Consider the following 26641-nt stretch of genomic DNA (forward strand, 5'->3'; position numbering starts at 1 on the left):
GGCGCGGCATCCGTTCGGTCATCCGCAGGAGCGCGCCGCGTACGGTGCGGTCACGACGGCACTCGCGCTGCCCTGGGTGACGTTCACGCTCACCTCGGACCCTGTCACGGACGCGACACGGGACGAGAACGCGTACGAGGACGACTTGCCGGCCGCGACCGTCGCGGTCTTGGTGCCGAACGCCGTCGAGATCGCCACGTTCGCGGCGTCGGAACCGCCGGCGGTCACCTTCACCGTGAGGGTCACCTTGCCGCTCACGCAACGCGTGTCCGCCTGTACCTGGACATCCACCGCGGACGTCACCGTGACGGTGGCCTCGACGGGCATGCGCGAGTCGTCCTGGGCAACACCGGAAACGGTGAAGGTGCCGGGGCGCTCGTACTTCGATGCCGCCACGGTGTCCCAGACCACCTCGACGGTCTGCTGGGAGCCGTCCTTCTTGGTCAGCGACGCCTGCGGAAGCACAGGTGCGACGCCCGTCGTCGTGGCCACGTCGATCGCGGCCACCGAGGTGACGGCGATGTTCGGCGCGTAAGCCTCCAGCACCTTCTGGTACTCAGCGCGCGTGACCGGGATCACCGTGCCGTGGCGAGGCTTGCCGCCGTCGGCGTTCTGCGGCAGGCCCGCCCGCAGCTTCGTGCCGAGCGGCTGCCAGGCACTGCCGTCGTCGATATCCGTCGTGCCGAACGGGACGTAGTGGTTGGGTCCACCGTGGTAGTTCGGCTGGTCGATGAACAAGAACCAGTCCAGACCGTTCACGTCGCCCTCGTTCGCGGCGAAGATGTTCGCGCCCTCGCCGCTCGAGTACGTGCCGCCCGGCTCACCGTTGGGCAGGCCGCTCGCGACCCGCTCCTTGACGAGAGTCCACTGGTCCGCCGCTCCACTGGTCCCCGGAAGCGTGCCGGTGATCGTGGCGAGGAGGTCCGTCGACTTCTCCTGACGGATCGTCATGCTCGCCTCGTCCTTCGTGAAGCGGTGGTAGACCCCGTCGACCTTGGCGACGGTGGAGTCGATCAGGCCGAGGCCGGCGCCCCGGCGCACGTCGCTCCAGATCTTCGGCTCGGAGAACGTGATGAAGTCGTCCGTCGTGGCGTACATCATCCGGTTGTACGTCACGGCGGTGCGATCGGCCGCGTTCGTCGTCGGGTACAGGTTCGACGCCCAGAACACCACGAACGTGTCCAGCTCCTCGTCCCAGTACGCCTCCGGAGCCCATGTGTTGCCCGCGAAGTCGGTCGAAACCTTCACGTGCCGCTGCTCCGACCAGGTCACCAGGTCGGTGGACTCCCACACCTCGATGTACTTCGAGCCGGAGATCTGCGCGGTCGTGAATCCGCCCGCGAGGCCGGCGACCTTGAGGTCGGTCGCGATCATGTAGAACTTGTCGCCCTCAGGAGCGCGGATGATGAACGGATCCCGCAACCCCTCCGTGCCGACCGTCGACGTGAAGATGGGCTGTCCGCCGTTCAGCGTGTTCCAGGTCAGTGCGTCGTTGCCCTTCGAAGCGGCGATGCTCACCCGCTCCGCACCCTGACCCTCACCCGTGAAGAACGTCCAGAAGTACGCTTCGGTCTTCGCGGTGCCACCAGGCATCGGCTGGATGCGGGCCGAGAACGTCCGGCTCGCGGTGGCACCCGCATTCGTCGCGGTCGCCGTCAGCTCGACGGTGATCGCGGCTGAACCTGCAGCGGGGCGCTGCACCTCGACGGTGCGCGAGTCCGTCCGCACGCCGTCGCGCAGTTGTGCGTGGTCTGCTCCGCCCTCGGCGACCGTCCACGCGATCGTGGACCCTTGTGCGCCGACCGCGGGAACGGAGAAGTTCGTGCGGATGTCGTCGAGATTCGCGATCTGGATCGCGGCGAGGTCCTGGTCGACCTTCTGGGTGGCGCTGAGCTGCTGCGGCACGAGGACCGGATACGTCTGCGTGCGCGTCTCCGAGCCGACCGTGAAGGTCGCCGTCAGCGTCACGTTCGCGTCGCCGTCACCCGCAGCAGGTCGGATGACCGTCGCCGTCGAACCGCTGACCGAGATTGCGGCACTGTCGGAAGCCCACCCGACCGCTACTCCGGCGCTCGTGACCGGAACGACGAAGTCTGCCGTGGCCGTCGTCGGGATGCTGACCCCGGCGACCGCGCGGTCGAGGGCCTGACCGCTGTACAGCGACTGGACATCGGCATCCGAGAATGCCTGCGCGTAGACGGCGAAGTCGTCGACGAGGCCGTTCCAGCTGGTGTCGTTGTAGGTCGAACGGCCGAGACTGGCCACGAGCGTCGATCCGAATGCCGCGACATCGCGCGCGATCGTGTTCTGGGTGATGCGCTGGCCGTTCACGTACACGCGTAGCTGTCCCGTCGTGCCGTCGATGACGGTGGTGTACAGGCTGAGCCCCGCCGGGGTGCGCGCGCCGGCGGTCGGGGTGTTGGTGGCACCCGCGCCGACCTCGGTGCCCCACGGTGCTGAAGCGTTCACGGAGTTCGTGACGACGGACTTCACGTATCCGTTCGGATTGGCGGGATTCAGAAGCCAGTACCCGGACGAGAACGACGCGCCGCCGGCGACGGGCGCGCCGATGAATGCGGCGGCGGTGTTGCCGTTGCCCGAGCGCGGCGACAGCCAGGTCGAGATCGTCAGGTCCTTCTTGCCGACCAGTGGTGCGGTCGGGATGTCGAGGTACGCGGCGGTGCCGCGTGCGCCGCCGGGCAGCGACAGGCTCCCGTCGGCGATGCTCCCGCCGGACTGACGGAGGGTCGCGTCATGGCCGTTGCCGCTGGAGTCCGCGACCGTCGTCCCGGATGCGCCATCGAAGCTGTAGTGGATCAGCGGCGTCGCGGTCGTGGCCGCGTGCGCGGCCGTCGGAATGGCGGCACCGGTGAGGGCGAGGGCTACGGCGGTCGCGACCGCGGTGCCTCTCGCCATCCACCGAGGACGGGAGGTGGTTCTCATGCAGGGTTTCCTCGCTCTCAGCGATCGCGTCGAGCGACGCGGAGCGGAGGGGACGTCGCCGTCCTCCCGGACACGGTGTGCATCGTCGCGCGATCTCTCGACCGCATCGCGGTCGGGGACAGGTGTGTTACCGGAAACATTCCAGTGTTGTCACGGTAGGGCGAGCGCGGACGGGGTGTCAAGCGATCAGGCGTACCGAAAGTTATCGATAACAGCGCCGATGCATGAATGACGGACTTCGGGGTTGTTCTCGGTAACCGTTATCGCTAACATCGGTGGCGAGCCCGCAGATCCAGTGCAGGATCCCCAGCAAAGGTGCATGATGCTCGACTCGGTGACGCTTCCGCAGGGCCCCGCCCCGCAGCAGGATGCGCGTCCGAAGCGCCCGCGACGGATCCGGCGGTTTTCGGCGCCCCCTCGAAACCCGAAGGTCGGACCGTCCGACCGCTCACTCGTTCGGCCGGCGACCTCGTCGGCCGCGGAAACGGAGAAATCAGCAATGAGAAACCACGGCTTCATCGCCCGCGCCGCTGTCGGCGCTCTGGGTGGCGCACTTCTGCTCGGCGGCGCCGGCGCGGCAATCGCCGCGGAGGTCGACGGCGACCAGGTCGACGTCAACGTCAACATCGAAGCGGTCGAGCCCGTCGGCGCGCTGACCATGACCGTCGCGGACGACGCCACGACCCTCACCGAGGTCGCGTCGGCGGATGAGGACTTCCGCGAGTTCGCGGGCACGCTGCCCACCGTGACCGTCACCGACGATCGCGAAGAGGTGCCCGCGGGCGTCTTCTGGTACGTCAACGGACAGTCGTCCGACCTGACGGCGGCCGGCGGGCTGTCCATCGGGGCGGAGAACCTCGGCTGGTCGCCCGCGCTCCTCACCGGCGATGACGGCTTCGTCACCCCCGGCGAAGAGACGGTGCCCGCGCTGGACGAGCCGACGAACACGCCGAACCCGGAGGGGAACAACGTGGGACTGGAAGAAGCAGAGCTCCTCGCCCTCGCGCTGGATTCCAGCGAGGCCCGTCCGACCGGTCAGTGGACGGCGAACGCGAACCTGAAGCTCAAGACGGCCGCGACCGTCGCTCCCGGCGCCTACTCGGGAACGATCACGCTGACCCTGTGGGAAGACGCGTACTGATCTTGACCGTGCGCTCGAACATCTCGTGCTGAAATCGGGTCGGAGGTCGCCGCCGGCGGCCTCCGACCCTGAGCTCTGTCTGGAACACCCGTGCTTCATCTTTCCGTCGGTACCCGCTCGGCCGCGCGCACTGCCGCGGCACTGATCGCCGTCGTCCTCCTGGTGGGGCTGACGCTCTTCTGGCCCGCCGACGCACGCGCGGCATCCGATGACGATCAGCAGGTGCGCTGGTCGGTGGTCCCGGCCGACGATGCAGGACCCGATGGCCGTCGCGCCGTCGAAGTCGAGCTCGACCCGGGAGAAGTCGTCCAGGATCATTTCGCCGTCCGCAACATCGGATCCGATGAGGTCGTCTTCGCGCTCACGGCTGCGGACGGGTTCACGACGCGCACCGGTCGGTTCGACATCCTTCCCGCCGATGAGCAGTCCGTGGATGCCGGAACCTGGATCTCGCTGCCGGAGACGGTCACCGTCCCCGGAGACAGCACTGTCGTGGTTCCGTTCTCGATCATCGTTCCCGACCAGGCCGAGCCCGGAGATCACGCGGCCGGCATCACGGCATCCGTTCTGTCCGTCCGCACTGCGGAAGACGGTACGAGTGTGGGGGTGGACAGCCGCATCGGCTTCCGGGTGCTGACGAGGGTGACCGGCGAGATTGCACCGGCCGCCGCCCTGGCGGATCTCGTCGGAGGCTACGCGATCTCGTGGAATCCGCTTCGCCCGGGTGAGGCGACCGTTTCGTTCGATGTCGTCAACGAGGGCAACACGCGGCTCATGGCGGAGGGATCGGTCTCCGCAGGCGGGCGCACCGTGTTCTTCCCCGGTCCGGGGGAGTCGCCACAGGAGATGCTTCCCGGCGACACGCGACGCATCACGGTCGTCCTCGATGACGTCTGGCCGCTCGTCGCGGTCCCGGCGACGGTGACGGCGACGCCGACGGTCGTGACGTACTCCGGCGAGGAGGCCGTCGTGGATGCCGCGACCGGTGATCTCGTCGTGTGGGCCCTCCCGATTCCGCAGGCGATCGTGCTGGCGGGAATCGCCTTGATCCTCACCGCGATGATGTGGGGTCGCCGACGCTCCCGCCGACGACTCGATCAGCTGCTCGAGTCCGCTCGGGAAGAAGGCCGCCGAGCCGCTGCGAAGGAGCTCGTCTGATGCTCGCTCCCGGTGTGACGGACGGCCTGGAGCCCTCATCGACGGTGGGCGAGACCGGTACGTCCTCGTCCGGCGTCACCGTGCACGTTCTGATCACTCCGCGCGAAGCGCCTTCCGTTCTGGGCTCCACCGGCGCCGACGCGCCGATCGAACTCATCGTGCTCGGCATCGTGCTGACGGTGTCAGGGATGGCGTTGCTGCTTCGGCGTGCCGTGGCGCGGCCACGCACGGGCGCGCCGGACGGGCCCGGCTGACCTCGGACTTATGCTTGTGAGCGCTACCACGGCGCATTTTACGATGCCGACATACTGTGGACGCCGAAACGGCGCAGAATGGCGCACAGCGAGGTGAGGAAAATGTCCGACCACACGACCCGAGGCTGGCCGAAGCCCAGCATCTACGACGTCGCGAAGCACGCCGGTGTGTCGCACATGACGGTCTCGCGGGTGCTCAACGACCACCCGAACATCCGGGAGTCCACGCGTGAGCGGGTGCTCCAGGCGATCGAGGAGATGCAGTACACGCGGAGCTCGATCGCACGGGCGCTGGCGACCCGCAAGGCGATGCGGATCGGTGTCCTCGTGGACAGTCCTGTCCAATGGGGGCCCAACAGCACTCTCCGGGCGATCGAGAGCGCGGCGCGCTCCTTCGGGTACGCCGTGAGTGCCTTCTCGATCTCCGACGACGACGAGCTGCCGATCGCGACGGGGATCACCGACCTGGTCGCGCAGGGGATCGACGCGCTGTGTGTGATCGCTCCGCGCGCTTCGGCGCTGGACCTGCTGCGTGAGCAGAGCGCGAACATGCCGACTCTGGTGATCAAGTCCGAACCCGACCCGCACGTGCACACGGTCGCCGTCGATCAGGGTGCGGGGGCGCGGCTGGCCGTGTCGCACCTCATCGACCTCGGGCACACCGCGATCGCGCACGTCGCAGGGCCCCTGGACTGGTACGACGCGCGGGCGCGCGAGCAGGCCTGGCGCGAGACCCTCACGGGTGCGGGGCTCCCGGTGCCTGCGTCGATCATCGGGGACTGGACGTCGGATCACGGGTACGAGGTCGGTCGCTCCGGTCAGCTCGACGACTACACAGCCGTCTTCGCGGCGAACGATCAGATGGCCCTCGGCATCATCCACGGACTCGCCGAGCGCGGCATCCGCGTCCCCGACGACATGAGCGTCGTGGGCTTCGACGACCTGCCCGACTCGCGCCACTTCCTCCCGCCGCTGACGACGGTGCGACAGGATTTCGCCGCGCTCGGCACCCTCGCACTCCAGCTGCTGATCGGCGCGATCGACGGCGAGGAGCGTGCCGTCCACGACGTCATCGAACCAGAGCTCATCATCCGCGGATCGACCGCCGCGCTCACTCGCTGAGGCCTGACCGCACGCGGATTCCGCTGACCGGAGCCGCTCGTGCGGGCTGGCCTTTGTTCGCGGTAACGAAATTGTCACGGAAATGCGGAAAACACTTGCGCCGCGGAATGTTAGCGCGCACAATGAGTTTCGCACACGCCCAGGAGTGACCCGAACACGGGCACGGCGACTTCTCTCCGACCACGTGGTCGGCGAGTCTCAAGGAGGAGAACTGATGGCAAAGAACAAGCGGATGCTGGGGCTGTTCGGCATGATCGGCGCGGGGGTGCTCGCCCTCGGACTGGCCGGCTGCGCCGGTGGTGGCAGCGACAGTGCGGACAGCGGCAGCGCCGGAGGGGATGAGCTGGTCGAGGTCGGCTTCGTGGCGGTCGGGCCCGAGGGCGGCTGGCGCAACGCGAACGAGCAGGCGATCAAGGACGCGTTCTCTGAGGAGGCCGGCTTCGACCTGAAGTACGCGCCCGCCGCGAGCCCGACCGACCAGAAGTCGCAGCTCGACGCGTTCTCGACCTTCGTCAACGACGAGGTCGATGTCATCCTGCTGACGGCCACCGAGGCGTCCGGCTGGGAGGACTCGCTCAAGCTGGCCCAGGAGGCCGAGATCCCCGTCATCCTGCTCGACCGGGGTGTGGATGCGAGCGACGATCTGTACGTCACGCGCATCGCTCCCGACAACGTGAACGTCGCCGCATCCGTGGGCGACTGGGCCGTGGAGACCTATCCCGAGGGTGCCAGCTACTACGTCCTCGAAGGTGTGCCGGGCCTGTCCGTCGTGAACGAGCGCAACGAGGGCTTCGACGCCGCGATCGACGGCAAGAGCGGATGGAACAAGATCGGCGCGCAGACGGCGAACTGGACCGCCGACGAGGGCAAGTCGGTCATCGAGACCGTGCTGAAGGAGAACCCGGGCCTGCAGTTCATCTTCGCCCAGAACGACGAGATGGGCATCGGCGCGGCGGCTGCGGTCACCGCTGCGGGCCTGGTGCCGGGCACCGACGTCAAGATCGCGACGATCGACGGCACGACGCCCGCCCTCGAGGCGCTCGCGGCCGGTCAGCTGAGCTTCGTGGCGCAGTACAACCCGTTCTTCGGCGACCTCGCCGTCGACGCGGTGAACTCCGCACTCGCGGGCGACTCGGTCGAGAAGACGATCATCGTTCCGGGCGAGACGTTCGACTCCGCCGAGGCCGGTCAGGCCGCGCTGGATGCGGGCAAGGGCTTCTGATCCGTCGCACGGTCGGCTAGGACGAAACCGGACACGGGCGGGGTCGCCGAACTCGGCGGCCCCGCCCGCGCCATTCCCGTCACTCATCCCGCAGCACCAAGGAGTCACACAGCGATGTTGGAACCGATTGCGATCGTCGAGGTCAAGGGCGCATCGATCACCTTCCCGGGGGTCAAGGCGCTCGATGAGGTCAGCTTCCGCCTGCTCCCCGGCGAAGTGCACACCCTCATGGGTGAGAACGGCGCCGGCAAGTCCACGCTGATCAAGGCCCTCACCGGCGTCTACCAGATCGACTCCGGCGAGATCGTCGTCATGGGGGCGGTGCGCCACTTCACCGGAACCGCCTCGGCGCAGGCCGCGGGAATCTCCACGGTGTACCAGGAGGTCAACCTCTGCACGAACCTCAGCATCGGCGAGAACGTCATGCTCGGCCACGAAGTGCGGGGCCTCGCGGGCGTGAACTGGCGGAAGACCCACGCCCGGGCACGCGAGGCACTGGGCCGGATGGGCCTCGGTGAGCTCGATCCTCGCGCCCCGCTGTCCTCCCTCTCGATCGCCATGCAGCAGCTCGTCGCGATCAGTCGGGCGATGGTCACGGACTCGAAAGTCCTCATTCTCGATGAACCGACATCGAGCCTGGACGCCAACGAGGTCGAGGTGCTCTTCGGGGTCATCCGGCGCCTGCGCGACCAGGGCGTCGCCATCCTCTTCGTCTCGCACTTCCTCGACCAGGTATACGCGATCAGCGACCGGATCACGGTCCTGCGCAACGGCCGGTTCGTCGGCGAATACCTCACGCGCGACCTCGACCGCACACAGCTCATCTCGAAGATGATCGGCAAAGACTTCGAGTCGCTGCGCGCCCTCGGCTCCAACCGTCAGACCGAAGTCCGCGATCGCACTCGGACGCCGCTGCTGGCTGCGCAGGGGCTGGGGCGCAAGGGCGCGATCGAGCCCACGGACATCGATGTCCATGCCGGTGAGGTCGTCGGCTTCGCGGGGCTCCTCGGTGCGGGACGCACAGAGCTCGCCAGGCTCATCGCAGGAGCCGATAAGGCCGACTCCGGCGACATCAGGATCCACGGCAAGAAGGTCAGCCTGACCTCTCCGGTCGCAGGGCTGTCCCACGGCATCGCCTATTCGACGGAGAGTCGCCGCGATGACGGCATCGTGGGCGACCTGAGCATCCGCGAGAACATCATGCTGGCCGTCCAGGCCCGCCGAGGATGGTTGCGGCGAGTTCCGGCGCGCGAGGTGGATGAGCTCGTGACGACCTATATGGAGCGCTTCAGCGTCCGGCCCAACGACCCGGATCGCCCGATCCGCCTGCTGTCCGGTGGCAACCAGCAGAAGGTGCTGCTCGGGCGCTGGCTCGCCACGAACCCGGATCTCCTCCTGCTGGACGAGCCCACCCGCGGCATCGACGTCGGCGCGAAGGCCGACATCCAGGAGACCGTCGCCGAACTCGCCGAGGGCGGCATGGGCGTCGTGTTCATCTCCTCCGAACTCGAGGAGGTCGTGCGCCTGTCCGAGCGCATCGTCATCCTCAAGGACCACCAGAAGGTCGGCGAGGTCGTCAACGGCCCGGAGGTCACCGCGGAGAGCATCGTCGCCGTCATCGCCGCCGAATCAGAGGCCGAGGCGGAAGCGGGAGCGGCGGCGCTCGCCGAGGACACGCCCGCGGGCACCCCCGTCGTCAAGGAAGGAGACGCGTCATGAGTCGCATCAAGACCGCGCTGCGAACCCCGTGGTTCTGGGCGATCGTCGGCATCGCGGTGCTGCTGCTGATCAACTCGATCAAGAACCCCGCGTACCTCGCGCTCAGCGTGAACCCCACGACGGGACTGCTCACGGGCAACGTGCTGGACATCCTGCGCATCTCCGCGCCGATCATCATGATCGCACTCGGCATGACGTTCGTCATCGCCACCGAGGGCATCGACCTCTCCGTGGGCTCGATGATGGCCGTGGGCGGAGCGGTCGCGATGCAGACCCTCTCGACGATCGATGACCCGACGTCGGCCGGCGCGATGTTCGCCGCAATCGGTCTCGCCGTCCTCCTCGCGGTGATCCTGGGATCCATCAACGGCCTGCTCGTCGCCGTCGTGGGACTCCAGCCGTTCATCAGCACGCTCATCATGATGCTCGCGGCGCGCGGCATCGCACGGGTGATCACGGACGGACAGAACACCAACGCGACGAACGAACCCTTCCGGCAGCTCGCGAACGGTCAGATCCTCGGGCTGCCCACGAGCTTCGTGATCGCGATCGTCATCGTCGTCGTCGTCGCGCTCTTCATGCGCCGCACGGCGCTCGGGCTCATGATCGAGTCGATCGGCATCAACCCCAAGGCCAGCCGGCTCGCCGGCATCCGTCCTCGTCCGATCCTGTTCTTCGTCTACATCCTCTCCGCTGCCCTGGCTGCGGTGGGCGGGTTGTTCAGCGTGTCCGAAGTCATGACGGTGAGCGTGTCCGGGACCGGCAACCTGATGGAGCTCGACGCGATCCTCGCGGTCGTGATCGGGGGCACGTCCCTGGCCGGGGGGAAGTTCTCGATCCTCGGGTCGACGATCGGCGCACTGCTGATCGCGACCCTGAACAAGACGGTGCTCTTCCTCGGCATCCCGGCGGCCGCCACGCCCGCATTCAAGGCGCTCGTCATCATCGTCCTCGTCCTGCTCCAGTCCGAGCGCATCCGTTCGCTGGTGTTCGGGCGCTCCAAGCCCGGGACGACACCGACACCGAGCGGGCCCGAACGGCCCGCCGCCGGCCAGAGCTCACCCGTCCAGACGGAGGTCGTCGCATGAGTGCGCGCAGTCTTGCGGAATCCGTTCCGCCCATCGCCGATCTCCCCGAGAGCAGGGATCCCGGCCAGGTGAACCGCTTCGCCGGCGTCTGGCAGCGCAGTCAGCCCCTCGTGCCGACACTGGCCGCCCTCGTCCTGCTGTTCGGGATGCTTATCTACGCCGAGGCCGCCTACGGTCGGGTGTTCCACGCCGGAACGATGTCGAGCCTGCTCGTGAGCTTCGCGCCCACGATCATCCTCGCCGTCGGAATGACGATCGTGATCGTTTCGGGCGGTATCGACCTGTCGGTCGGTGCTGTGGTCGCCTTCACCTCCGTCGCCGGGGTCATGCTCATGAACATCGGGGTCAACGGGTGGCTCTCGATGCTTCTCATGATCCTCTTCGGGGCGCTCTTCGGTCTGATCGCCGGGGTCATGATCCAGTACTTCAACGTGCAGCCGTTCATCGCCACCCTCGCGATGATGTTCCTGGCCCGTGGACTCGCGTCGATCCTGTCGACGACGCCCGTCATCGCCGCCGACGACTCGCCGATCCTCCTGCTCGCGACGGACTGGAAGATCATCGACGGTCCCAAGGTCAACGACTTCACGATCACCCCGGGTCTGCTGATCGCGGTGCTCGTGGTTCTCGGCGGAATGTTCTTCATGCACCGCACCCGGATGGGCCGGACCGTCTACGCGATCGGCGGCAACCAGTCCTCCGCGCAGCTGATGGGCTTGCCGGTCAGCCGGACGCGGGTCTGGATCTACATCGTCTCCGGCGCCCTGTCGGGCCTGGCCGCGATCGTGTACACCGCCGAGGTCGGCGGCAAGGCGCAGAACGTGACCGGCATCGGGTGGGAGCTGGACGCGATCGCCGCCGTGGTGATCGGCGGGACGCTCCTCACCGGCGGCTACGGATACATCCTCGGCTCCGTCGTCGGCGTCTTCGTGATCGCGGCGCTGCGCCTGATCATCACGAAGGACGGCACGATCAATCCCGAGTACCTGACGATCATCACCGGCGCCGTGCTGCTGGCCTTCGTCCTGCTGCAGCGTGTGCTCGCGCGAAGGGGGGCGAGCTGATGGTGACGGAGCAGATCGATGCGGCGGTCGCTGCAGTTCGCGCTGATGTGGCGGCGCTGCACGCCGAGCTCGTCCGGTACGGGCTGGTCGTGTGGACCGGCGGGAATGTGTCCGGCCGCGTCCCGGGGGCGGACCTGTTCGTGATCAAGCCGTCGGGGGTGTCCTACGACGACCTGACATCCGAGAACATGATCCTCTGCGACCTCGACGGCAACGTGGTCGAGGGGACTCCGGGCAGCGAGCGGGCGCCGTCCAGCGACACCGCCGCGCACGCGTATGTGTATCGCCACATGCCCGAGGTCGGCGGCGTCGTGCACACGCATTCGACGTTCGCCGTGGCGTGGGCGGCACGCGGCGAGGAGATCCCGTGCGTGATCACGGCGATGGCGGACGAGTTCGGCGGGCCGATCCCGATCGGGCCGTTCGCGATCATCGGCGACGACTCGATCGGCCGGGGCATCGTGCAGACGCTGCGTGGGCATCGCTCGCGCGCCGTGCTGATGCAGAACCACGGCCCGTTCACGATCGGCACGTCGGCGAAGGACGCCGTGAAGGCCGCGGTCATGGTCGAAGACGTCGCCCGCACCGTGCACTACGCGCGGGAGGCGGGTCCGCTGATCCCGATCCCGCAGGAGGCGATCGACCGGCTGTACGACCGCTACCAGAACGTGTACGGCCAGTCCGCGGACGAACGCCGATGAGCGCGGTGGATGCCGCAGCCGCCGTGCGCGCCGGCGAGGTCGTCCTGGGCATCGAGCTCGGGTCGACCCGCATCAAGGCGTGTCTCGTGCGGGCGGACGATCCGAGCGCCGTGATCGCCACGGGGTCGCACGCGTGGGAGAACCGCCTGGCCGGGCGGATCTGGACGTACGCGCTCGAGGACGTGTGGGCCGGCATCCGCGCGGCGTATGCGGATCTGACCGCTGACGTCGCCCGCCGACACGGCGTCCCGGTGCAGAGCCTCGCCGCGCTGGGGGTGTCCGCCATGATGCACGGGTACCTCGCGCTCGATGCCGAAGGCGAGCTGCTGTCGGCGTTCCGGACGTGGCGCAACACGAACACCGATCGTGCGGCGGGAGTCCTGTCCGCATTGTTCGATGTGAACATCCCGCTGCGCTGGTCGGTTGCCCACTTGTATCAGGCCGTGCTCGACGAGGAGCCGCACGTGCCGCACGTGCGCTTCATCACGACGCTCGCCGGCTACGTGCATTGGAAGCTCACCGGTCGCAAAGTCCTCGGCGTGGGTGATGCGTCCGGAATGTTCCCCATCGACCCGGCGACGCGCGATTACGATCGGCGCCTGATGGCGAAGTTCGACCGCCTGGTCGACGAGCGCGCGTACGGACTGTCCCTCGCCGATGTGCTGCCCGAGGTCCTCGTCGCCGGGCGGGAGGCCGGACGGCTCTCGGCCGAGGGGGCTGCTCTGCTGGATCCGTCCGGTGTGCTCGCGCCCGGCATCCCGCTGTGTCCGCCCGAGGGTGACGCCGGTACCGGCATGGTGGCGACGTGCGCCGTCGCCCCGCGGACCGGCAACGTGAGTGCCGGCACGAGCATCTTCGCGATGGCGGTCCTCGAGAAGCCGCTCGCCCGGGCGCACGACGAGATCGACATCGTCACGACGCCTGCCGGTGACCTCGTCGCGATGGTGCACTGCAACAACGGGGCGAGCGAGCTCGCGTCGTGGGTCGGCCTGTTCGAACGGTTCGCGGCCGTGGCGGGAGGCACGCTGAGCGCGGACGACGTCTTCGGCGCGCTGCTGCGGGAATCGTTGGATGCCGACCCCGACGCCGGCGGACTCCTCGCCTACAACCACCTCGCCGGCGAGCCGATCGCCGGACTCGCCGAAGGGCGCCCCCTGGTCGTGCGCACGCCTGACAGCCGCTTCACGCTCGCGAACTTCATGCGGGCGCAGGTGTACGGCGTGTTCGGCACGCTCGCGCTCGGGATGCAGGTGCTCGAGCGGGAGGGCGTCGAGCTGGACACCCTCTTCGCGCACGGCGGGATCTTCCGCACGGCCGGCGTCGCGCAGCGCTTCCTCGCCGGCGCGCTCAACACGCCCGTCGTCGTCGGCGCGACCGCGTCCGAGGGCGGCGCGTGGGGCATCGCGGTGCTCGCCGCCTATCTGTCGGCGGCCGACGACCTCGAGCTCGATCCCTATCTCCGCACCCGCGTCTTCGCCGACGCCGAACTTCACACCACGACCCCCGACCCGGAAGACGTCGCCGGATTCACCGCCTACCTCCATCGCTACCGCGGCGGACTGGCGATCGAATCTGCGGCGGTCGCCGCGCTCTGATCCCCGGCCGACTCGCCACGCGCCGACCACCCCATCACCGAGGAAGTACCCATGTCCCGTTCCCCTCTTTCCACCACGCTCGAGAACTACGAGGTGTGGTTCGTCACCGGCAGTCAGAATCTGTACGGCGAGGAGACGCTGCGCCAGGTCGCGGAGCAGTCGCAGGCTGTGGCGGCGGGTCTGGAGGGTCTGCCGGTGCGGGTGGTGTGGAAGCCGGTTCTGAAGGATTCGGAGGCGATTCGCCGTCTTGCGCTGGAGGTGAACGCGCGCGACGACGTGATCGGCGTGGTCGCGTGGATGCACACGTTCAGTCCGGCGAAGATGTGGATCGCGGGCCTGGACGCGCTGCAGAAGCCGTTGCTGCACCTGCACACGCAGGCGAATGTCGAGCTGCCGTGGGCGGAGATCGACTTCGACTTCATGAACCTGAACCAGGCCGCGCACGGCGATCGGGAGTTCGGGTACATCCAGACCCGGCTGGGGGTTGCGCGCAAGACCGTGGTCGGGCACGTGTCGAACCCTGCCGTGAAGCGGCAGGTCGAGGACTGGCAGCGGGCGGCGGCGGGGTGGGCGGCGTCCCGCACGCTCAAGCTCGCGCGGTTCGGTGACAACATGCGCTATGTCGCGGTCACCGAGGGTGACAAGACCGAGGCGGAGCTGCGCTTCGGGGTGCAGGTGAACACGTGGGGCGTGAACGAGCTCGCGGATGCCGTCGCCGCGGCATCCGCGGCGGACATCGACGCGCTCGTGCAGGTCTACCTCGACGAATACGACGTGGCGTCCGAGCTGGTTCCCGGCGGGGAGCGGCACCAGTCTCTCCGTGACGGGGCCGCGATCGAGATCGGGCTGCGGTCCTTCCTCGAGGAGGGCGGGTTCGGCGCGTTCACGACGAGCTTCGAAGACCTCGGCGCCCTCACGCAGCTGCCGGGGCTCGCCGTGCAGCGCCTCATGGCCGACGGGTACGGGTTCGGCGCGGAGGGGGATTGGAAGACCGCGATCCTCGTCCGGATCGCCAATGTGATGGGTGCGGGGCTCCCGGGCGGCGCGAGCCTGATGGAGGACTACACGTACGACCTCGTGCCCGGACAGGAGCGCATCCTCGGCGCGCACATGCTCGAGGTCTCCCCGTCGCTGACGACCGCCCGGCCGCGCCTGGAGGTCCACCCGCTGGGCATCGGCGGGAAGGATGACCCGGTCCGTCTCGTGTTCACCGCCGATCCGGGCCCGGCGCTGGTGGTCGCGATGAGCGACATGCGCGACCGGTTCCGGCTCGTCGCGAACGTCGTGGAGAACGTCGAGGCCCCGGATCTGCCGCAGCTCCCGGTCGGGCGGGCGATCTGGAAGCCCCAGCCCGACTTCGCCACGTCCGCCGCGTGCTGGCTCACCGCGGGCGCTGCGCACCACACGGTCATGACCACCGCGGCCGGCATCGAGGTCTTCCGCGACTTCGCCGACATCGCCCGCACTGAACTCGTCGTGATCGACGAGAACACCACGGTCCGCGGCTTCCAGAACGAACTGCGCTGGAACCAGGCGTACTACCGCCTCGCCCAGGGCTTCTGACCCCGCACGAAACACCCGATGAGAGGAAGGTCTCGCCGATGAGACAACCCGCCCCCCGCCGATCCGCACTGCGTCGCGGACTCGCCGGCGCCGTAGCCGGAGTGATGGCACTGACCGCGGTCGGGCTCGCCCCGTCCGTCGCGGTCGCCGCCGAACTCCCGGCGCCCACGGCGCATTACGACATGTCCCACGCGGGCACGCAGCTGCTGGACGTCTCCGGCAACGCGCGCCACGCCACCCTCACCGGCCTGACGGACGGCTCGTTCGCGAACGCGGGTGGAGACGACGTCCTCAGGTTCAAGGCCGACGGATACGCCGCGCTCCCGAAGGGGCTGGTCACCGGGACCGACAACAACTTCACCGTCGAGTACACCGTCTCCACCCAGACCGCCGCCGCGACGTTCGGCTGGGTGATCGGCGACGGCGTCGGCGCCTGGAACACCACGCAGCTCGGCAACCACATCTTCCTCGCCCCGCGCTCGTCGCAGAGCGGATACACGAACCAGGTCCTCGCGGCCATCCGCGTGAAGGACTCGGGCAACGGAGAGACCCGGCTGCCGGCCGGAGGCGGCCTGAACCCCGGCTTCACGACGCTCACGATGGTGGGATCGGGCAACACTCTCACGGTTTTCCGTGACGGAACGCAGATCTCCACCGTCACTCACACCCGCTCGCTCAGCTCCATCATCCCGAGCGGCAACGTGCTCGGATACCTCGGCCGCCCGCTCTACCAGGGAGACACGCTGCTGCGCGCCGACGTAGCGGATGTGAAGTTCTGGGATGTCGCGCTGACGCCGCAGGAAGTCGCCGCCAGCATGCCCACCGCTGAGCAGAAGACCGCCGCGACCGCCGCACTGCTGCGCGGCGACGTGCTCGCCACGATGCTGGGTGCCAACCCGTCGCTGGAGAGCGTGACGACGAACCTGAACCTGCTGTCGTCGGTGAACGGCGTCGCGCTCACGTGGTCTTCGTCCGACGCCTCGGTCATCTCGACAACCGGCGTCGTCTCGCGGGCCATCACCGCGAATACGCCCGTGACGCTGACGGCGACGAGCTCACTGGGCTCGACGCTGACATTCGAGGTCACGGTCGTCGCGCCGACGGTCGGCGCCGATCTCGACGCGATCGTGCTCTCCGAGCGCACCACCGAGAACTTGCCGCTCGCGACGAAGGGTGCCGTCAACGGTGCCGACATCGTGTGGCAGTCCTCAGATGCCGCTCTCGTGACTCCGACCGACCCGGCCTACGTCGCGCCGGCCGTCGGCTCCGCCGATCCGTTCCGTGGAGGTGGGCTGGTCGACCGCCCCGCGTATGGTGCAGGCGACCGCGAGGTGACGTTGACGGCCACCGCGACGCTGAACGGCCAGACTGCGCAGCGCACGTTCACCCTGACCGTCGCAGAACTCGGTCGCAGCGCGCCCGACGCCGGCTATGCCGCTGCGTACTTCAAGTCCGACTCGGACGAGAAGATCTACCAGGCGGCGACGAGCGGGAACGACTTCTTCACGTTCTCGCCGGTCAACGGAGGTCAGCCGACCGTGTCCTCCACGGCGGACACCACGGGCCTGCGCGATCCGTACATCCTCCGCTCGGCGAACGGCGACAAGTACTACATGATCGCGACCGACCTGTGCATCGGGTGCGGCACGGGTTGGGGTCCGGCACAGTCGAACGGCAGCCTGAAGATCGAGGTGTGGGAATCACCCGACCTCGTGAACTGGGAGCGTACGAACGGCGAGAACACCGGCATCACGATCAACCAGCCGGCGGCCGGCATGACGTGGGCGCCGGAGGCGTACTGGGACGACGAACTGCAGTCCTACGTCGTCTTCTTCGCGTCGCGCCTGTACTCCGACGCATCGCACTCGAACTCCGACAAGCTCTACGCGCGGATGTTCGCCGTGCTCACCCGCGACTTCCGCACGTTCACGTACCCGCCGGTCACCTGGCAGGACACCGGCTACGCGCGGATCGACTCCACCGTCACGAAGATCGGCGACTACTACTACCGGTTCACCAAGAACGAAGAAGGTGGTGCGGCGGACGGTCTCGAGGCCGGCAAGGACATCTTCCTCGAGCGCTCGACGGTGCTGACCGCGCCGACGACGCGCTCGAGCTGGACGGCCGACCCGACACAGACCTGGCAGCTCACCGACACGCGGATGACGACGCTGGAGACGGGCCAGGCCGGCGAGGGCCCTGAGATCGTCAAGCTCAATGAGGGCGACCCGAGCAACGCCGGCGACGGATACGTCTTCCTCGTCGACAACTACGGTGCCGGCGGCTATCGCGCGTTCGTCACGACCGGCGCGCAGATCGCGTCCAGCTCGCAGGCCGACCGGCTCTCGCAGCGCAGCACGTGGAACGTCCGGCCCGCGGGCGGTCTGCCGGCGAGTCCGCGTCATGGTTCCTTCGTGAGCGTTTCGAAGGCGGTTCTGGACGCCTTGCACGGCTGGACCGATGTCGCGGCGGTCGCTTCGACGACGACCGGCACGGCGGACGGATCACAGGTGACGGCGAAGGTCCAGGCCGCCGACGGCGGCGACGTCGTGGGCACCGTGACCTTCAGCGGCGGCGACTGGAGCCAGACCGTCCCGCTTGCCGACGGGGAGGCTCAGGCAGATGTGCCGGCGGGTGTCACATCGGTGACGGCCCACTACGACGGCTACGCCGACGGACTCGTCAGCCCGTCGACGTCGGCCGCGATCACCGTCGTCGGCGCACTCGACCTCTCCGCGACGGCATCCACGCGTTGCGTGAGCGGCAAGGTCGTCGAGGTCATCACCGTGCGCAACGCCGATGACGTGACGGCCAGCGTGACGGTCGCCGGCGCATACGGCTCGAAGACGGTCTCCATCGCGGCCGGCAAGAGCAGTGCGGTGAGCTTCACGACCCGCGCGGCGACGATCGAGCGTGACGTGATCTCGGCGACGGGCCAGTCGACGGACGGTCAGGCCCACACCTCGACGGTGACTGCGGTCGCCACGCGGTGCGGCTGAGCACGGACGGACTAAGGGGAGCCCACGAGCATCGTGCTCGTGGGCTCCCTCCGCGTGTCCGTACCTGCCGGGGCCGATCGCGATGACGTGCCGAAGTACTGCTGTCTGTGACGGCTGTCGGCGTGTCGCCGCACCTGGCGGCCCACACGCCCCAGGTGGCAGTGTTCTGGCACGCCCGGAGAGGGAACGGAGGTGAACGATCACGCGACGTCGGGCGGTGGTGGCCCGGACGGGTGGCGGAGACTCGGACTCCCGCAGCCCCGCGTCAGCGCGGAGCCGGACCGCTGCTGTCGCGCACGACGAGTTCCGTCGGGATCAGCACGGTGTCCTGCTGCACGGACGGGTCCTCGATCTGGGCGAGGATGCGCTCCATCGCCAGGCGGCCCACTTCGCGGAAGTTCTGGTGGACCGAGGTCAGCGGAGGCCAGAACGAGCGCGCTTCGTCCATGTCGTCGAAGCCGACGACGCTCACCTCGCCCGGGATGTCGCGTCCGAGCTCGTGCAGCGCGCGCATCGCGCCGAGGGCCATCTGATCGTTCGCCGCGAAGATCGCCGTCACTTCGGGACGCGCGCCGAGTTCGAGACCGAGGCGATACCCCGAGTCCGTCGTCCAGTCGCCGTAGCGCGGCTCGGGCGGCTCGATGCCGGCGGCCTCCAGCGTGTTCCGCCACGAATCCGCGCGGTGGGTCGCCGAGAAGGAGGAGCGGGGTCCCGCGATGTGCCAGACGTTGCGGTGGCCGAGGCTCAGCAGGTGCTCGGTCGCCTGGCGCGCCCCGAGCGCCTGATCGACGTCGACGACGGTGTAGTTCGCGCCCGCGTTCGAATCGATCACGACGACGGGCAGACCCGGAGGGAGGGAGATCTCGACCTGGTCGAGGAGCGCCGCCTCGAACACGATGATCACGCCGTCCACCGCCTGCTGGCTGAGCCTGCGGTACGCGCCCGACACCGCACCGAGGGTGGGGTCGGGGACGGGCATGAGGGTGACCGAATAGTCGGCGTTCGCCGCCTCGACGGCGATCGCGTCGAGCGTGCGGACGTTGCCGAGGGTCTCGAGCGTGAACATGATGACACCGACGGTCTGGAACCGTCCGGACTTCAGCGCCCGCGCGGCGCCGTTCGGGCGGTAGCCGAGGGCGCGCATCGAGGCGAGCACCTTCTCCCGCGTCGAGTCGTCGACGTTCTGCAGCCCGTTCGAGACGCGCGAGACCGTCTGTGCCGACACGCCTGCGTGGCGTGCGACGTCGGCCATCGAGGGCGCGCGACGCGCGGCATCCGTTCTGTCGTCGATCGTGCTCACGATCCTCCTGTCCTCGTCGATCATCCCACCCTTGCATGGTTACGCAAACATGTTATGCTCGGCTCGGACATGGTTACGCAAACATGATCCCTCGGTCGAAGAACGGACTGGACACATGACGACGGCGTCGGCACCCCCCGCACTGGCCGCTCGGCCGCGAGCGCCGCGGCGACGCGCGCGCCGCGACTGGCGGGGCTGGGCGTTCGTCGCCCCGTTCATGATCGTCTTCATCGCGGTGCTCGTCGCGCCCGTGGTGTACGCGCTCATCCTCACCCTCTTCCGGCAGCAGCTCGTCGGCGGCAACGCGTTCGTCGGACTGGCCAACTACGCCGAGCTCTTCCAGGACGAGAAGTTCTGGGAGTCGCTCGGCCGGGTCGTGCTGTTCCTGGTCGTGCAGGTGCCGATCATGCTGTCGCTGTCGCTGTGCGCGGCCCTCGCGATCGACAGCGCGCGACTGCACGGCGCGAGCTTCTTCCGCATCGGCCTCTTCCTGCCGTACGCGGTTCCGGGCGTCGTCGCGGCGCTCATCTGGGGCTTCATCTACGGCGACAAGTTCGGCCTCACCGCCTCGTTCAACGACCTCTTCGGCACCCAGTTCGCCCCGTTCAGTTCGGAGTGGATCCTCGCTTCGATCGGCAACATCGTCACGTGGGAGTTCATGGGCTACAACATGCTCATCTTCTTCGCCGCGCTGGAGGTCATTCCCGGTGAGCTCTACGAGGCCGCCGAGATCGACGGTGCGAGCCAGTTCCGCGTTGTCACGGACATCAAGATCCCGGCTCTGCGCGGCGCGCTCGTGATCGCCACCGTGTTCTCGATCATCGGAAGCTTCCAGCTGTTCAACGAGCCGAACCTGCTCAAGAGCCTCGCCCCGAACGTGATCAGCACGTACTTCACCCCGAACATGTACGCGTACAACCTGTCCTTCGCAGGACAGCAGTTCAACTACTCCGCCACCGTGGCGATCGTGATGGGGATCATCACCGCGACGATCGCCTACATCGTCCAGGTGCGCGGCTCACGACAGGACGCGAGCTGACATGGCCACCGACACCGCGACACTGCCCGCCGCCCGCAGGGCGAACCGCCACCGGCCCGCTCTCGTGCGCCGCGCGCCGAACCGCAAGCGGAAATCGATCGTCCTCACGATCGTCATGGCCGTCTTCCTCATCTACTCGATCGTCCCGCTCGCGTGGCTGCTCATCAACGCGACGAAGGATCAGGGCGATCTGTTCTCGAGCTTCGGGCTGTGGTTCGGCTCGGACTTCAACCTCTGGCAGAACATCGTCGACACGCTGACCTATCGCGACGGCATCTTCGTCCAGTGGTTCGGCAACACCCTGCTCTACGTCGTCGTCGGTGCGGGTGGCGCGACGCTGCTGGCGACGGTCGCCGGCTACGGCATGGCGAAATTCAACTTCCCCGGACGCCGCGCGGTGTTCGCCGTCGTGCTGGGCGCCATCGCGATCCCCGGCACGGCGCTCGCGGTCCCCACGTTCCTGATGTTCAGTCAGCTGGGTCTCACGAACACGCCGTGGGCCGTGATCCTGCCCTCGCTCATCAGCCCGTTCGGGCTGTACCTGATCTGGACGTACGCGGTGGACGCTGTTCCCACCGAGCTCCTCGAGGCGGCGCGCATGGACGGTTCGGGCGAGTTCCGCACGTTCTTCACGATCTCGCTGCGTCTGCTCGCCCCCGGGATCGTCACCGTCCTGCTGTTCGCGATCGTCGCCACCTGGAACAACTACTTCCTGCCGCTCATCATGTTGAGCGAGCCGACGTGGTACCCGCTGACCGTCGGTCTCGGCCAGTGGAGCGCGCAGGCGGTCGGGGTCGGCGCGCAGCCGATCTACAACCTGGTCATCACCGGATCGCTCCTGACGATCATCCCGATCGTCGTCGCATTCCTCTTCCTGCAGCGCTTCTGGCAGTCCGGCCTGAGCGCAGGAAGCGTCAAGGGCTAGTCCCTGTCCTACCCGGGCGTCCTGCCCACCGTTTCAACGAAGAAGTGAAAGGAAACGCATGTCCACCATCACACGCGCTCGCAGCGGCCGACTGGCCGCTGTGGCCACAGCATCCGCGCTCTCGCTCGGCCTGATCCTCTCCGGGTGCGCATCATCCGGCTCCGACGCCGGCGGCGAGGCCAGCGCAGACGCCCTCGATGCCGCACTCGAGGCCGGTGGGGAGATCACGTACTGGACCTGGACCCCGTCCGCTGAAGCGCAGGTCGCCGCGTTCGAGAAGGCGTACCCCAAGGTGAAGGTCAACCTCGTGAACGCCGGCACGAACACCGAGGAGTACACGAAGCTCCAGAACGCGATCACGGCCGGTTCCGGTGCACCCGACGTCGCGCAGGTCGAGTACTACGCCATCCCGCAGTTCGCGCTCGCGGACTCGCTCGTCGACCTCGCACCCTACGGCTTCGGCGACCTCGAAGACCTCTACACCCCCGGCCCGTGGGGCGCGGTGACCTCCGGTGAGAAGGTCTACGGCCTTCCGCAGGACTCCGGCCCGATGGCGATGTTCTACAACAAGACCGTGTTCGACCAGTACGGCATCGCGGTGCCGACGACGTACGACGAGTACGTCGCGGCCGCGGAGCAGCTGCACGCGGCGAACCCGAATGCCTACATCACGGCCGACACGGGCGACTCCGGCTTCGCCACCAGCATGATCTGGCAGGCCGGCGGGAAGCCTTTCCAGGCCGACGGCACCGACATCACGATCGACCTCCAGGACGAGGGCTCGAAGAAGTGGGCCGACAACTGGAACCGCCTCGTCGAGGGTGGACTGCTCTCCACGACCCCCGGCTGGAGCGACGAGTGGTTCAAGGGTCTCGGCGACGGCTCGATCGCGACCCTCCTGATCGGCGCCTGGATGCCCGGCGTCCTGGAGTCCTCCGTGGCGGACGCCGCGGGTGACTGGCGCGTCGCGCCGATGCCCACGTACGACGGCACTCCGGTGACCGCCGAGAACGGCGGCGGTGGACAGGTCGTGCTCAAGCAGAGCAAGAACCCGGCCCTCGCGGCGGCGTTCCTGAAGTGGCTCAACTCGGACCCCGAGTCGATCAAGGTCTTCCTGGAGTCCGGCGGATTCCCCGCCACGACCGCCGAGCTGGAGTCGCCCGAGTTCCTCGGCTACGAGTCGGAGTACTTCGGTGGGCAGAAGATCAACGAAGTGCTCGTGGATGCCGCGAAGAACGTGCCGTCCGGCTGGCAGTACCTGCCCTACCAGGTGTACGCCAACAGCATCTTCGGCGACACCGTCGGCCAGGCCTACAAGAACAACTCGGACCTGAACGAGGGCCTCACCGCGTGGCAGGAGCAGCTGGTCGACTACGGCAACCAGCAGGGCTTCACCGTCAAGTAGACCGATCGGGGCGGTGACGCACCCTGATCTCCGAGGGGCGGCGGCCGGCGGCCGTCGCCCCTCCCCAACCCACCCGAAGGACTCCCCGTGCTCGACGCCCGCATCACCATCGACCCCGCGGACACGATCGCTCCCGTGAACCGCCGCCTGTTCGGCACGTTCGTCGAGCACATGGGCCGGAGCGTCTACCAGGGCATCTACGAGCCCACGCACGCCACCGCTGACGAACGCGGCTTCCGCCGCGACGTGCTGGAGCTCGTCCGCGAGCTCGGCGCGAGCACCGTCCGCTATCCCGGGGGCAACTTCGTCTCGGGTTACCGCTGGGAGGACGGCGTCGGCCCGCAGGACGAACGCCCGGTCCGGCTGGATGCCGCGTGGCACGCCACCGAGACGAACCGGGTCGGACTGCACGAGTTCGCAGCCTGGGCGGCGGATGCGGATCTCGAGCTCATGTACGCCGTCAACCTCGGCACGCGTGGCGTGCAGGATGCCGCCGACGTCCTCGAATACGCCAACCACCCCGGCGGCACCGCGCTGTCGGAGCGGCGCCGAGCCCACGGCGCCGACGAGCCGTTCGGCATCCGTCTGTGGTGCCTCGGCAACGAGATGGACGGTCCGTGGCAGATCGGCCACAAGACCGCGGACGAGTACGGGCGCCTCGCCGCTGAGACCGCGCGACTCATGACCTTCATCGACCCGACGATCGAGCTGGTCGCAGCCGGCAGCTCCAACGCGGAGATGCCCACGTTCGGCGAGTGGGAGCGCACGGTGCTGCGCCACACCGCCGGCCTCGTGCACCACATCTCGCTGCACGCCTATTACGAGGAGCACGACGGCGATGCCGAGAGCTTCCTCGCGTCCGGCAGTGCACTCGATCGCTACATCGACACGGTCGCGACGATCATCGACGAAGCGGGCGCCGGGCCGCACAGTGCGCACCCGGTCGGCATCAGCGTCGACGAGTGGAACGTCTGGTACCAGAGCCGCTGGAATGACGTGGACAAGGACGCCGTGCTGACCGGCGGCTGGCCGGAGCACGCCCGGCTCATCGAGGACACCTACTCGGTGACGGATGCCGTCGTGGTCGGTTCGCTGCTGAACTCGCTCCTGCGCCACAGCGACCGGGTGAGCATGGCCAACCTCGCGCAGCTCGTGAACGTCATCGCGCCGATCCGCTGCGAGCCGGACGGGGCCGCCTGGCGGCAGAGCACCTTCTTCCCCTTCCAGCGCGCCGCAGCTCTCGCCGCGGGACGCGTCGTCGCGTGCGCCGTGGACGCCCCCGACGTCGTGACGTCGCGGTACGGCTCCACGCTGTCGGTGGATGCCGCCGCCACGGTGACCGACGACGGCCGCATCCGCGTCTTCATCACGAACCGCTCGACCTCGGACGCCGCCGACCTCGAGCTCCGCGTCGCCGGGGGAGCGGCATCCGTCGCCCTCACGCGCGCCGAGACCCTTTCGATTCCGGACGGTGGCGACCGCTTGACCGTGAACACCGCACAAGCCGCCCCGATCGGCATGGTGCCGTTGCCGGGCGGGGTCGTGCATCACGGCGGCGACGCGGTGACCCTGACCGTGAATCTGCCGGCCCTGTCGTGGTCGGTCATCGAGCTCTCCCCGGTCGAGGAGGCCGCACATGTCTGACTTCCGCATCGGGTCCGAGCATTTCGAGCTCGACGGCGCACCGTTCCAGATCCTCTCCGGGGCGCTGCACTATTTCCGCGTCCACCCCGACCAGTGGCGGGATCGGATCCGCAAAGCCCGTCAGATGGGCCTGAACACGATCGAGACCTACATCGCGTGGAACGCGCACGCTCCGAGCGAAGACGTCTTCGACCTGAGCGGTGGCCTCGACCTCGGGCGCTTCCTCGACGACGTGGCCGCCGAGGGGATGCACGCGATCGTGCGCCCGGGTCCGTACATCTGCGCGGAGTGGACGAACGGCGGCCTCCCCGGATGGCTCTTCACCTCGGGCACCGTCGGCGTGCGTCGGGACGAGCCGCAGTACCTCGCGGCGATCGAGCGCTACATGCGCCAGCTCGCGCCGGTGCTCGAGCCCCGCCAGATCGACCGCGGTGGCCCGATCATCCTCGTCCAGATCGAGAACGAGTACGGGGCGTACGGCTCCGATCCCGTGTACCTCGAGAAGCTCGTCGCGATCAATCGCGCGATCGGACTCACCGTGCCCTTCACGACGGTCGACCAGCCGCACCCGGACATGCTCGAGAACGGCAGCATCCCGGGACTGCACAAGACGGCGTCGTTCGGCTCACGCTCGACGGAGCGTCTCGCGACCCTCCGCGCGCATCAGCCCACCGGTCCGCTCATGTGCTCGGAGTTCTGGGACGGCTGGTTCGACCACTGGGGCGCGCACCACCACACCACGACCGTCGAGCAGTCCACGCGCGACCTCGAAGACCTGCTCGCGGCCGGCGCGTCCGTCAATCTCTACATGTTCCACGGCGGCACGAACTTCGGCTTCACGAACGGCGCGAACGACAAGGGTGTCTACCAGCCGCTCATCACGAGCTACGACTACGACGCTCCGCTCGACGAGGCGGGCGACCCGACCGCGAAGTACTGGGCGTTCCGTGACGTGCTGAAGCGGTACACGACGGTGACGGATGCCGGCATCCCGGCGCCGGCTGCGGAAGCGCCCACGCCTGTCGGCGCGTTCGACCGCGTCGCCGCTCTCGCGGACATCCTCGACGTGCTCGGATCCTGGCAGGCTCATCGGACCCCGCCGACGATGGACCACCTCGGGATCTTCGAGGGCTTCGTGCTGTACCGCGCCGAGATCGAGGTCTCTGGGCCCGCGGTGCTCGAGATCGGCGAGGTCAGGGACCGCGTCCTGGTGAGCCTGAACGGCGCGCCCGTCGGAGTCCTCGCCCGGGATCACCACGACCGCCGGCTGGCTCTCCCCGCCGACGCGCGGGGGACGCTGGACCTGCTCGTCGAGGACCAGGGGCGCGTGAACTACGGCGAGCGCATCGGCGAGCACAAGGGGCTCATCGGGACCGTCCGGGTGCAGGGCGAGCCGGTGCTCGGGTGGCAGGTGCTGCCGTTGCACCTCGGCGACGTCGCACCGATCCAGCGCGCCCTGGCCGGATCGGCCGCCGTCGCGCCGGATGCCCTGAGCGGTCCCGTCTTCGCGCGGGCGTCCTTCACGCTCGACGAGGCCGCCGATCTGTTCCTCGACACCCGGGAGTGGGGCAAGGGGGCGGCGTGGATCAACGGGCACCCGCTCGGCCGGTACTGGTCCCGCGGTCCGCAGCACACGCTCTACGTGCCCGCGCCCATCCTGCGCGCCGGAGACAACGAACTCGTCGTGTTCGAGCTGCACGCCGCGGCGGCCGAAGTGCGGTTCGCCCCGAGACCGGATCTCGGGCACACCGACTTCTGA

At 68.4% G+C, this 26641-nt stretch carries 19 protein-coding genes; 17 read left to right on the top strand and 2 right to left on the bottom strand.

Annotation, left to right across the window (positions count from 1 at the left end; translation table 11 throughout):
* Positions 1–18 precede the first annotated feature (18 nt).
* Positions 19–2943, bottom strand: coding sequence for an immunoglobulin-like domain-containing protein (locus tag AB0P18_RS13300; RefSeq protein WP_363360419.1), 2925 nt, complete (start codon positions 2941–2943; stop codon positions 19–21).
* Positions 2944–3442: 499 nt separating this feature from the next.
* On the opposite strand from AB0P18_RS13300, the gene AB0P18_RS13305 reads away from it, so the two are divergent.
* From AB0P18_RS13305 to AB0P18_RS13360, 12 genes are all read left to right on the top strand, one after another.
* On the top strand, positions 3443–4084 hold the full coding sequence (locus tag AB0P18_RS13305) for a hypothetical protein (RefSeq protein ID WP_363360420.1): 642 nt from the start codon (positions 3443–3445) through the stop codon (positions 4082–4084).
* Positions 4085–4174: 90 nt separating this feature from the next.
* Positions 4175–5242, top strand: a complete 1068-nt coding sequence (locus tag AB0P18_RS13310; RefSeq protein WP_363360421.1) for a hypothetical protein — start codon at positions 4175–4177, stop codon at positions 5240–5242.
* A complete protein-coding gene (locus AB0P18_RS13315) occupies positions 5242–5496 on the top strand; it encodes a hypothetical protein (protein ID WP_363360422.1) in 255 nt (84 codons plus the stop codon). Before AB0P18_RS13310 ends, AB0P18_RS13315 begins: the two co-directional genes overlap by 1 nt.
* 102 nt (positions 5497–5598) lie before the next feature.
* Positions 5599–6618 (top strand): LacI family DNA-binding transcriptional regulator, encoded by a 1020-nt coding sequence (locus AB0P18_RS13320; RefSeq protein ID WP_363360423.1) that lies wholly within the window; start codon positions 5599–5601, stop codon positions 6616–6618.
* A gap of 214 nt (positions 6619–6832) precedes the next feature.
* Positions 6833–7840 (top strand): substrate-binding domain-containing protein, encoded by a 1008-nt coding sequence (locus tag AB0P18_RS13325; RefSeq protein WP_363360424.1) that lies wholly within the window; start codon positions 6833–6835, stop codon positions 7838–7840.
* Between the two features lie 114 nt (positions 7841–7954).
* Complete coding sequence (locus tag AB0P18_RS13330; protein ID WP_363360425.1) at positions 7955–9559, top strand: sugar ABC transporter ATP-binding protein; 1605 nt, start codon at positions 7955–7957, stop codon at positions 9557–9559.
* On the top strand, positions 9556–10647 hold the full coding sequence (locus AB0P18_RS13335) for an ABC transporter permease (RefSeq protein WP_363360426.1): 1092 nt from the start codon (positions 9556–9558) through the stop codon (positions 10645–10647). The genes AB0P18_RS13330 and AB0P18_RS13335 overlap by 4 nt, the downstream gene beginning before the upstream one ends.
* Positions 10644–11711: a sugar ABC transporter permease gene (locus AB0P18_RS13340; RefSeq protein ID WP_363360427.1), complete on the top strand. Its 1068-nt coding sequence runs from the start codon at positions 10644–10646 to the stop codon at positions 11709–11711. The genes AB0P18_RS13335 and AB0P18_RS13340 overlap by 4 nt, the downstream gene beginning before the upstream one ends.
* Positions 11711–12412, top strand: a complete 702-nt coding sequence (locus AB0P18_RS13345; protein WP_363360428.1) for an L-ribulose-5-phosphate 4-epimerase — start codon at positions 11711–11713, stop codon at positions 12410–12412. Before AB0P18_RS13340 ends, AB0P18_RS13345 begins: the two co-directional genes overlap by 1 nt.
* Positions 12409–14007, top strand: a complete 1599-nt coding sequence (locus AB0P18_RS13350; protein WP_363360429.1) for an FGGY-family carbohydrate kinase — start codon at positions 12409–12411, stop codon at positions 14005–14007. Before AB0P18_RS13345 ends, AB0P18_RS13350 begins: the two co-directional genes overlap by 4 nt.
* A gap of 51 nt (positions 14008–14058) precedes the next feature.
* Complete coding sequence (gene araA / locus AB0P18_RS13355; protein ID WP_363360430.1) at positions 14059–15570, top strand: L-arabinose isomerase; 1512 nt, start codon at positions 14059–14061, stop codon at positions 15568–15570.
* A gap of 104 nt (positions 15571–15674) precedes the next feature.
* On the top strand, positions 15675–18569 hold the full coding sequence (locus AB0P18_RS13360) for an immunoglobulin-like domain-containing protein (RefSeq protein WP_363360431.1): 2895 nt from the start codon (positions 15675–15677) through the stop codon (positions 18567–18569).
* Positions 18570–18834: 265 nt separating this feature from the next.
* Here AB0P18_RS13360 and AB0P18_RS13365 read toward each other — a convergent pair whose 3' ends face one another.
* Positions 18835–19869, bottom strand: coding sequence for a LacI family DNA-binding transcriptional regulator (locus tag AB0P18_RS13365; RefSeq protein ID WP_363360432.1), 1035 nt, complete (start codon positions 19867–19869; stop codon positions 18835–18837).
* Positions 19870–19984: 115 nt separating this feature from the next.
* Here AB0P18_RS13365 and AB0P18_RS13370 point away from each other — a divergent pair, with 115 nt between their 5' ends.
* From AB0P18_RS13370 to AB0P18_RS13390, 5 genes are all read left to right on the top strand, one after another.
* Entirely contained in the window at positions 19985–20908 is a 924-nt protein-coding gene (locus AB0P18_RS13370; RefSeq protein WP_363360433.1) for a sugar ABC transporter permease, read from the top strand.
* A 115-nt stretch (positions 20909–21023) separates the two neighbouring features.
* Positions 21024–21833 (top strand): carbohydrate ABC transporter permease, encoded by an 810-nt coding sequence (locus AB0P18_RS13375; RefSeq protein ID WP_363360487.1) that lies wholly within the window; start codon positions 21024–21026, stop codon positions 21831–21833.
* Between the two features lie 58 nt (positions 21834–21891).
* Positions 21892–23238 carry a sugar ABC transporter substrate-binding protein gene (locus AB0P18_RS13380; RefSeq protein ID WP_363360434.1) on the top strand — a complete coding sequence of 449 codons (1347 nt, stop codon included), beginning with the start codon at positions 21892–21894 and terminating at the stop codon, positions 23236–23238.
* A gap of 87 nt (positions 23239–23325) precedes the next feature.
* A complete protein-coding gene (locus tag AB0P18_RS13385) occupies positions 23326–24882 on the top strand; it encodes an alpha-L-arabinofuranosidase C-terminal domain-containing protein (RefSeq protein WP_363360435.1) in 1557 nt (518 codons plus the stop codon).
* Positions 24875–26641, top strand: a complete 1767-nt coding sequence (locus AB0P18_RS13390) for a beta-galactosidase (protein WP_363360436.1) — start codon at positions 24875–24877, stop codon at positions 26639–26641. The genes AB0P18_RS13385 and AB0P18_RS13390 overlap by 8 nt, the downstream gene beginning before the upstream one ends.

The sequence above is a fragment of the Microbacterium sp. NPDC064584 genome (assembly GCF_040687315.1).
Lineage (GTDB): Bacteria > Actinomycetota > Actinomycetes > Actinomycetales > Microbacteriaceae > Microbacterium > Microbacterium lacus.

Excerpts from the sequence above, each read along its gene's own strand:
- AB0P18_RS13300 (WP_363360419.1), bottom strand. The coding sequence starts at position 2,943 with ATGAGAACCACCTCCCGTCCTCGGTGGATGGCGAGAGGCACCGCGGTC.
- AB0P18_RS13305 (WP_363360420.1), top strand. The coding sequence starts at position 3,443 with ATGAGAAACCACGGCTTCATCGCCCGCGCCGCTGTCGGCGCTCTGGGT.
- AB0P18_RS13315 (WP_363360422.1), top strand. The coding sequence starts at position 5,242 with ATGCTCGCTCCCGGTGTGACGGACGGCCTGGAGCCCTCATCGACGGTG.
- AB0P18_RS13320 (WP_363360423.1), top strand. The coding sequence starts at position 5,599 with ATGTCCGACCACACGACCCGAGGCTGGCCGAAGCCCAGCATCTACGAC.
- AB0P18_RS13325 (WP_363360424.1), top strand. The coding sequence starts at position 6,833 with ATGGCAAAGAACAAGCGGATGCTGGGGCTGTTCGGCATGATCGGCGCG.
- AB0P18_RS13330 (WP_363360425.1), top strand. The coding sequence starts at position 7,955 with ATGTTGGAACCGATTGCGATCGTCGAGGTCAAGGGCGCATCGATCACC.
- AB0P18_RS13335 (WP_363360426.1), top strand. The coding sequence starts at position 9,556 with ATGAGTCGCATCAAGACCGCGCTGCGAACCCCGTGGTTCTGGGCGATC.
- AB0P18_RS13340 (WP_363360427.1), top strand. The coding sequence starts at position 10,644 with ATGAGTGCGCGCAGTCTTGCGGAATCCGTTCCGCCCATCGCCGATCTC.
- AB0P18_RS13345 (WP_363360428.1), top strand. The coding sequence starts at position 11,711 with ATGGTGACGGAGCAGATCGATGCGGCGGTCGCTGCAGTTCGCGCTGAT.
- AB0P18_RS13350 (WP_363360429.1), top strand. The coding sequence starts at position 12,409 with ATGAGCGCGGTGGATGCCGCAGCCGCCGTGCGCGCCGGCGAGGTCGTC.
- araA (WP_363360430.1), top strand. The coding sequence starts at position 14,059 with ATGTCCCGTTCCCCTCTTTCCACCACGCTCGAGAACTACGAGGTGTGG.
- AB0P18_RS13360 (WP_363360431.1), top strand. The coding sequence starts at position 15,675 with ATGGCACTGACCGCGGTCGGGCTCGCCCCGTCCGTCGCGGTCGCCGCC.
- AB0P18_RS13370 (WP_363360433.1), top strand. The coding sequence starts at position 19,985 with ATGACGACGGCGTCGGCACCCCCCGCACTGGCCGCTCGGCCGCGAGCG.
- AB0P18_RS13375 (WP_363360487.1), top strand. The coding sequence starts at position 21,024 with ATGGCCGTCTTCCTCATCTACTCGATCGTCCCGCTCGCGTGGCTGCTC.
- AB0P18_RS13380 (WP_363360434.1), top strand. The coding sequence starts at position 21,892 with ATGTCCACCATCACACGCGCTCGCAGCGGCCGACTGGCCGCTGTGGCC.
- AB0P18_RS13390 (WP_363360436.1), top strand. The coding sequence starts at position 24,875 with ATGTCTGACTTCCGCATCGGGTCCGAGCATTTCGAGCTCGACGGCGCA.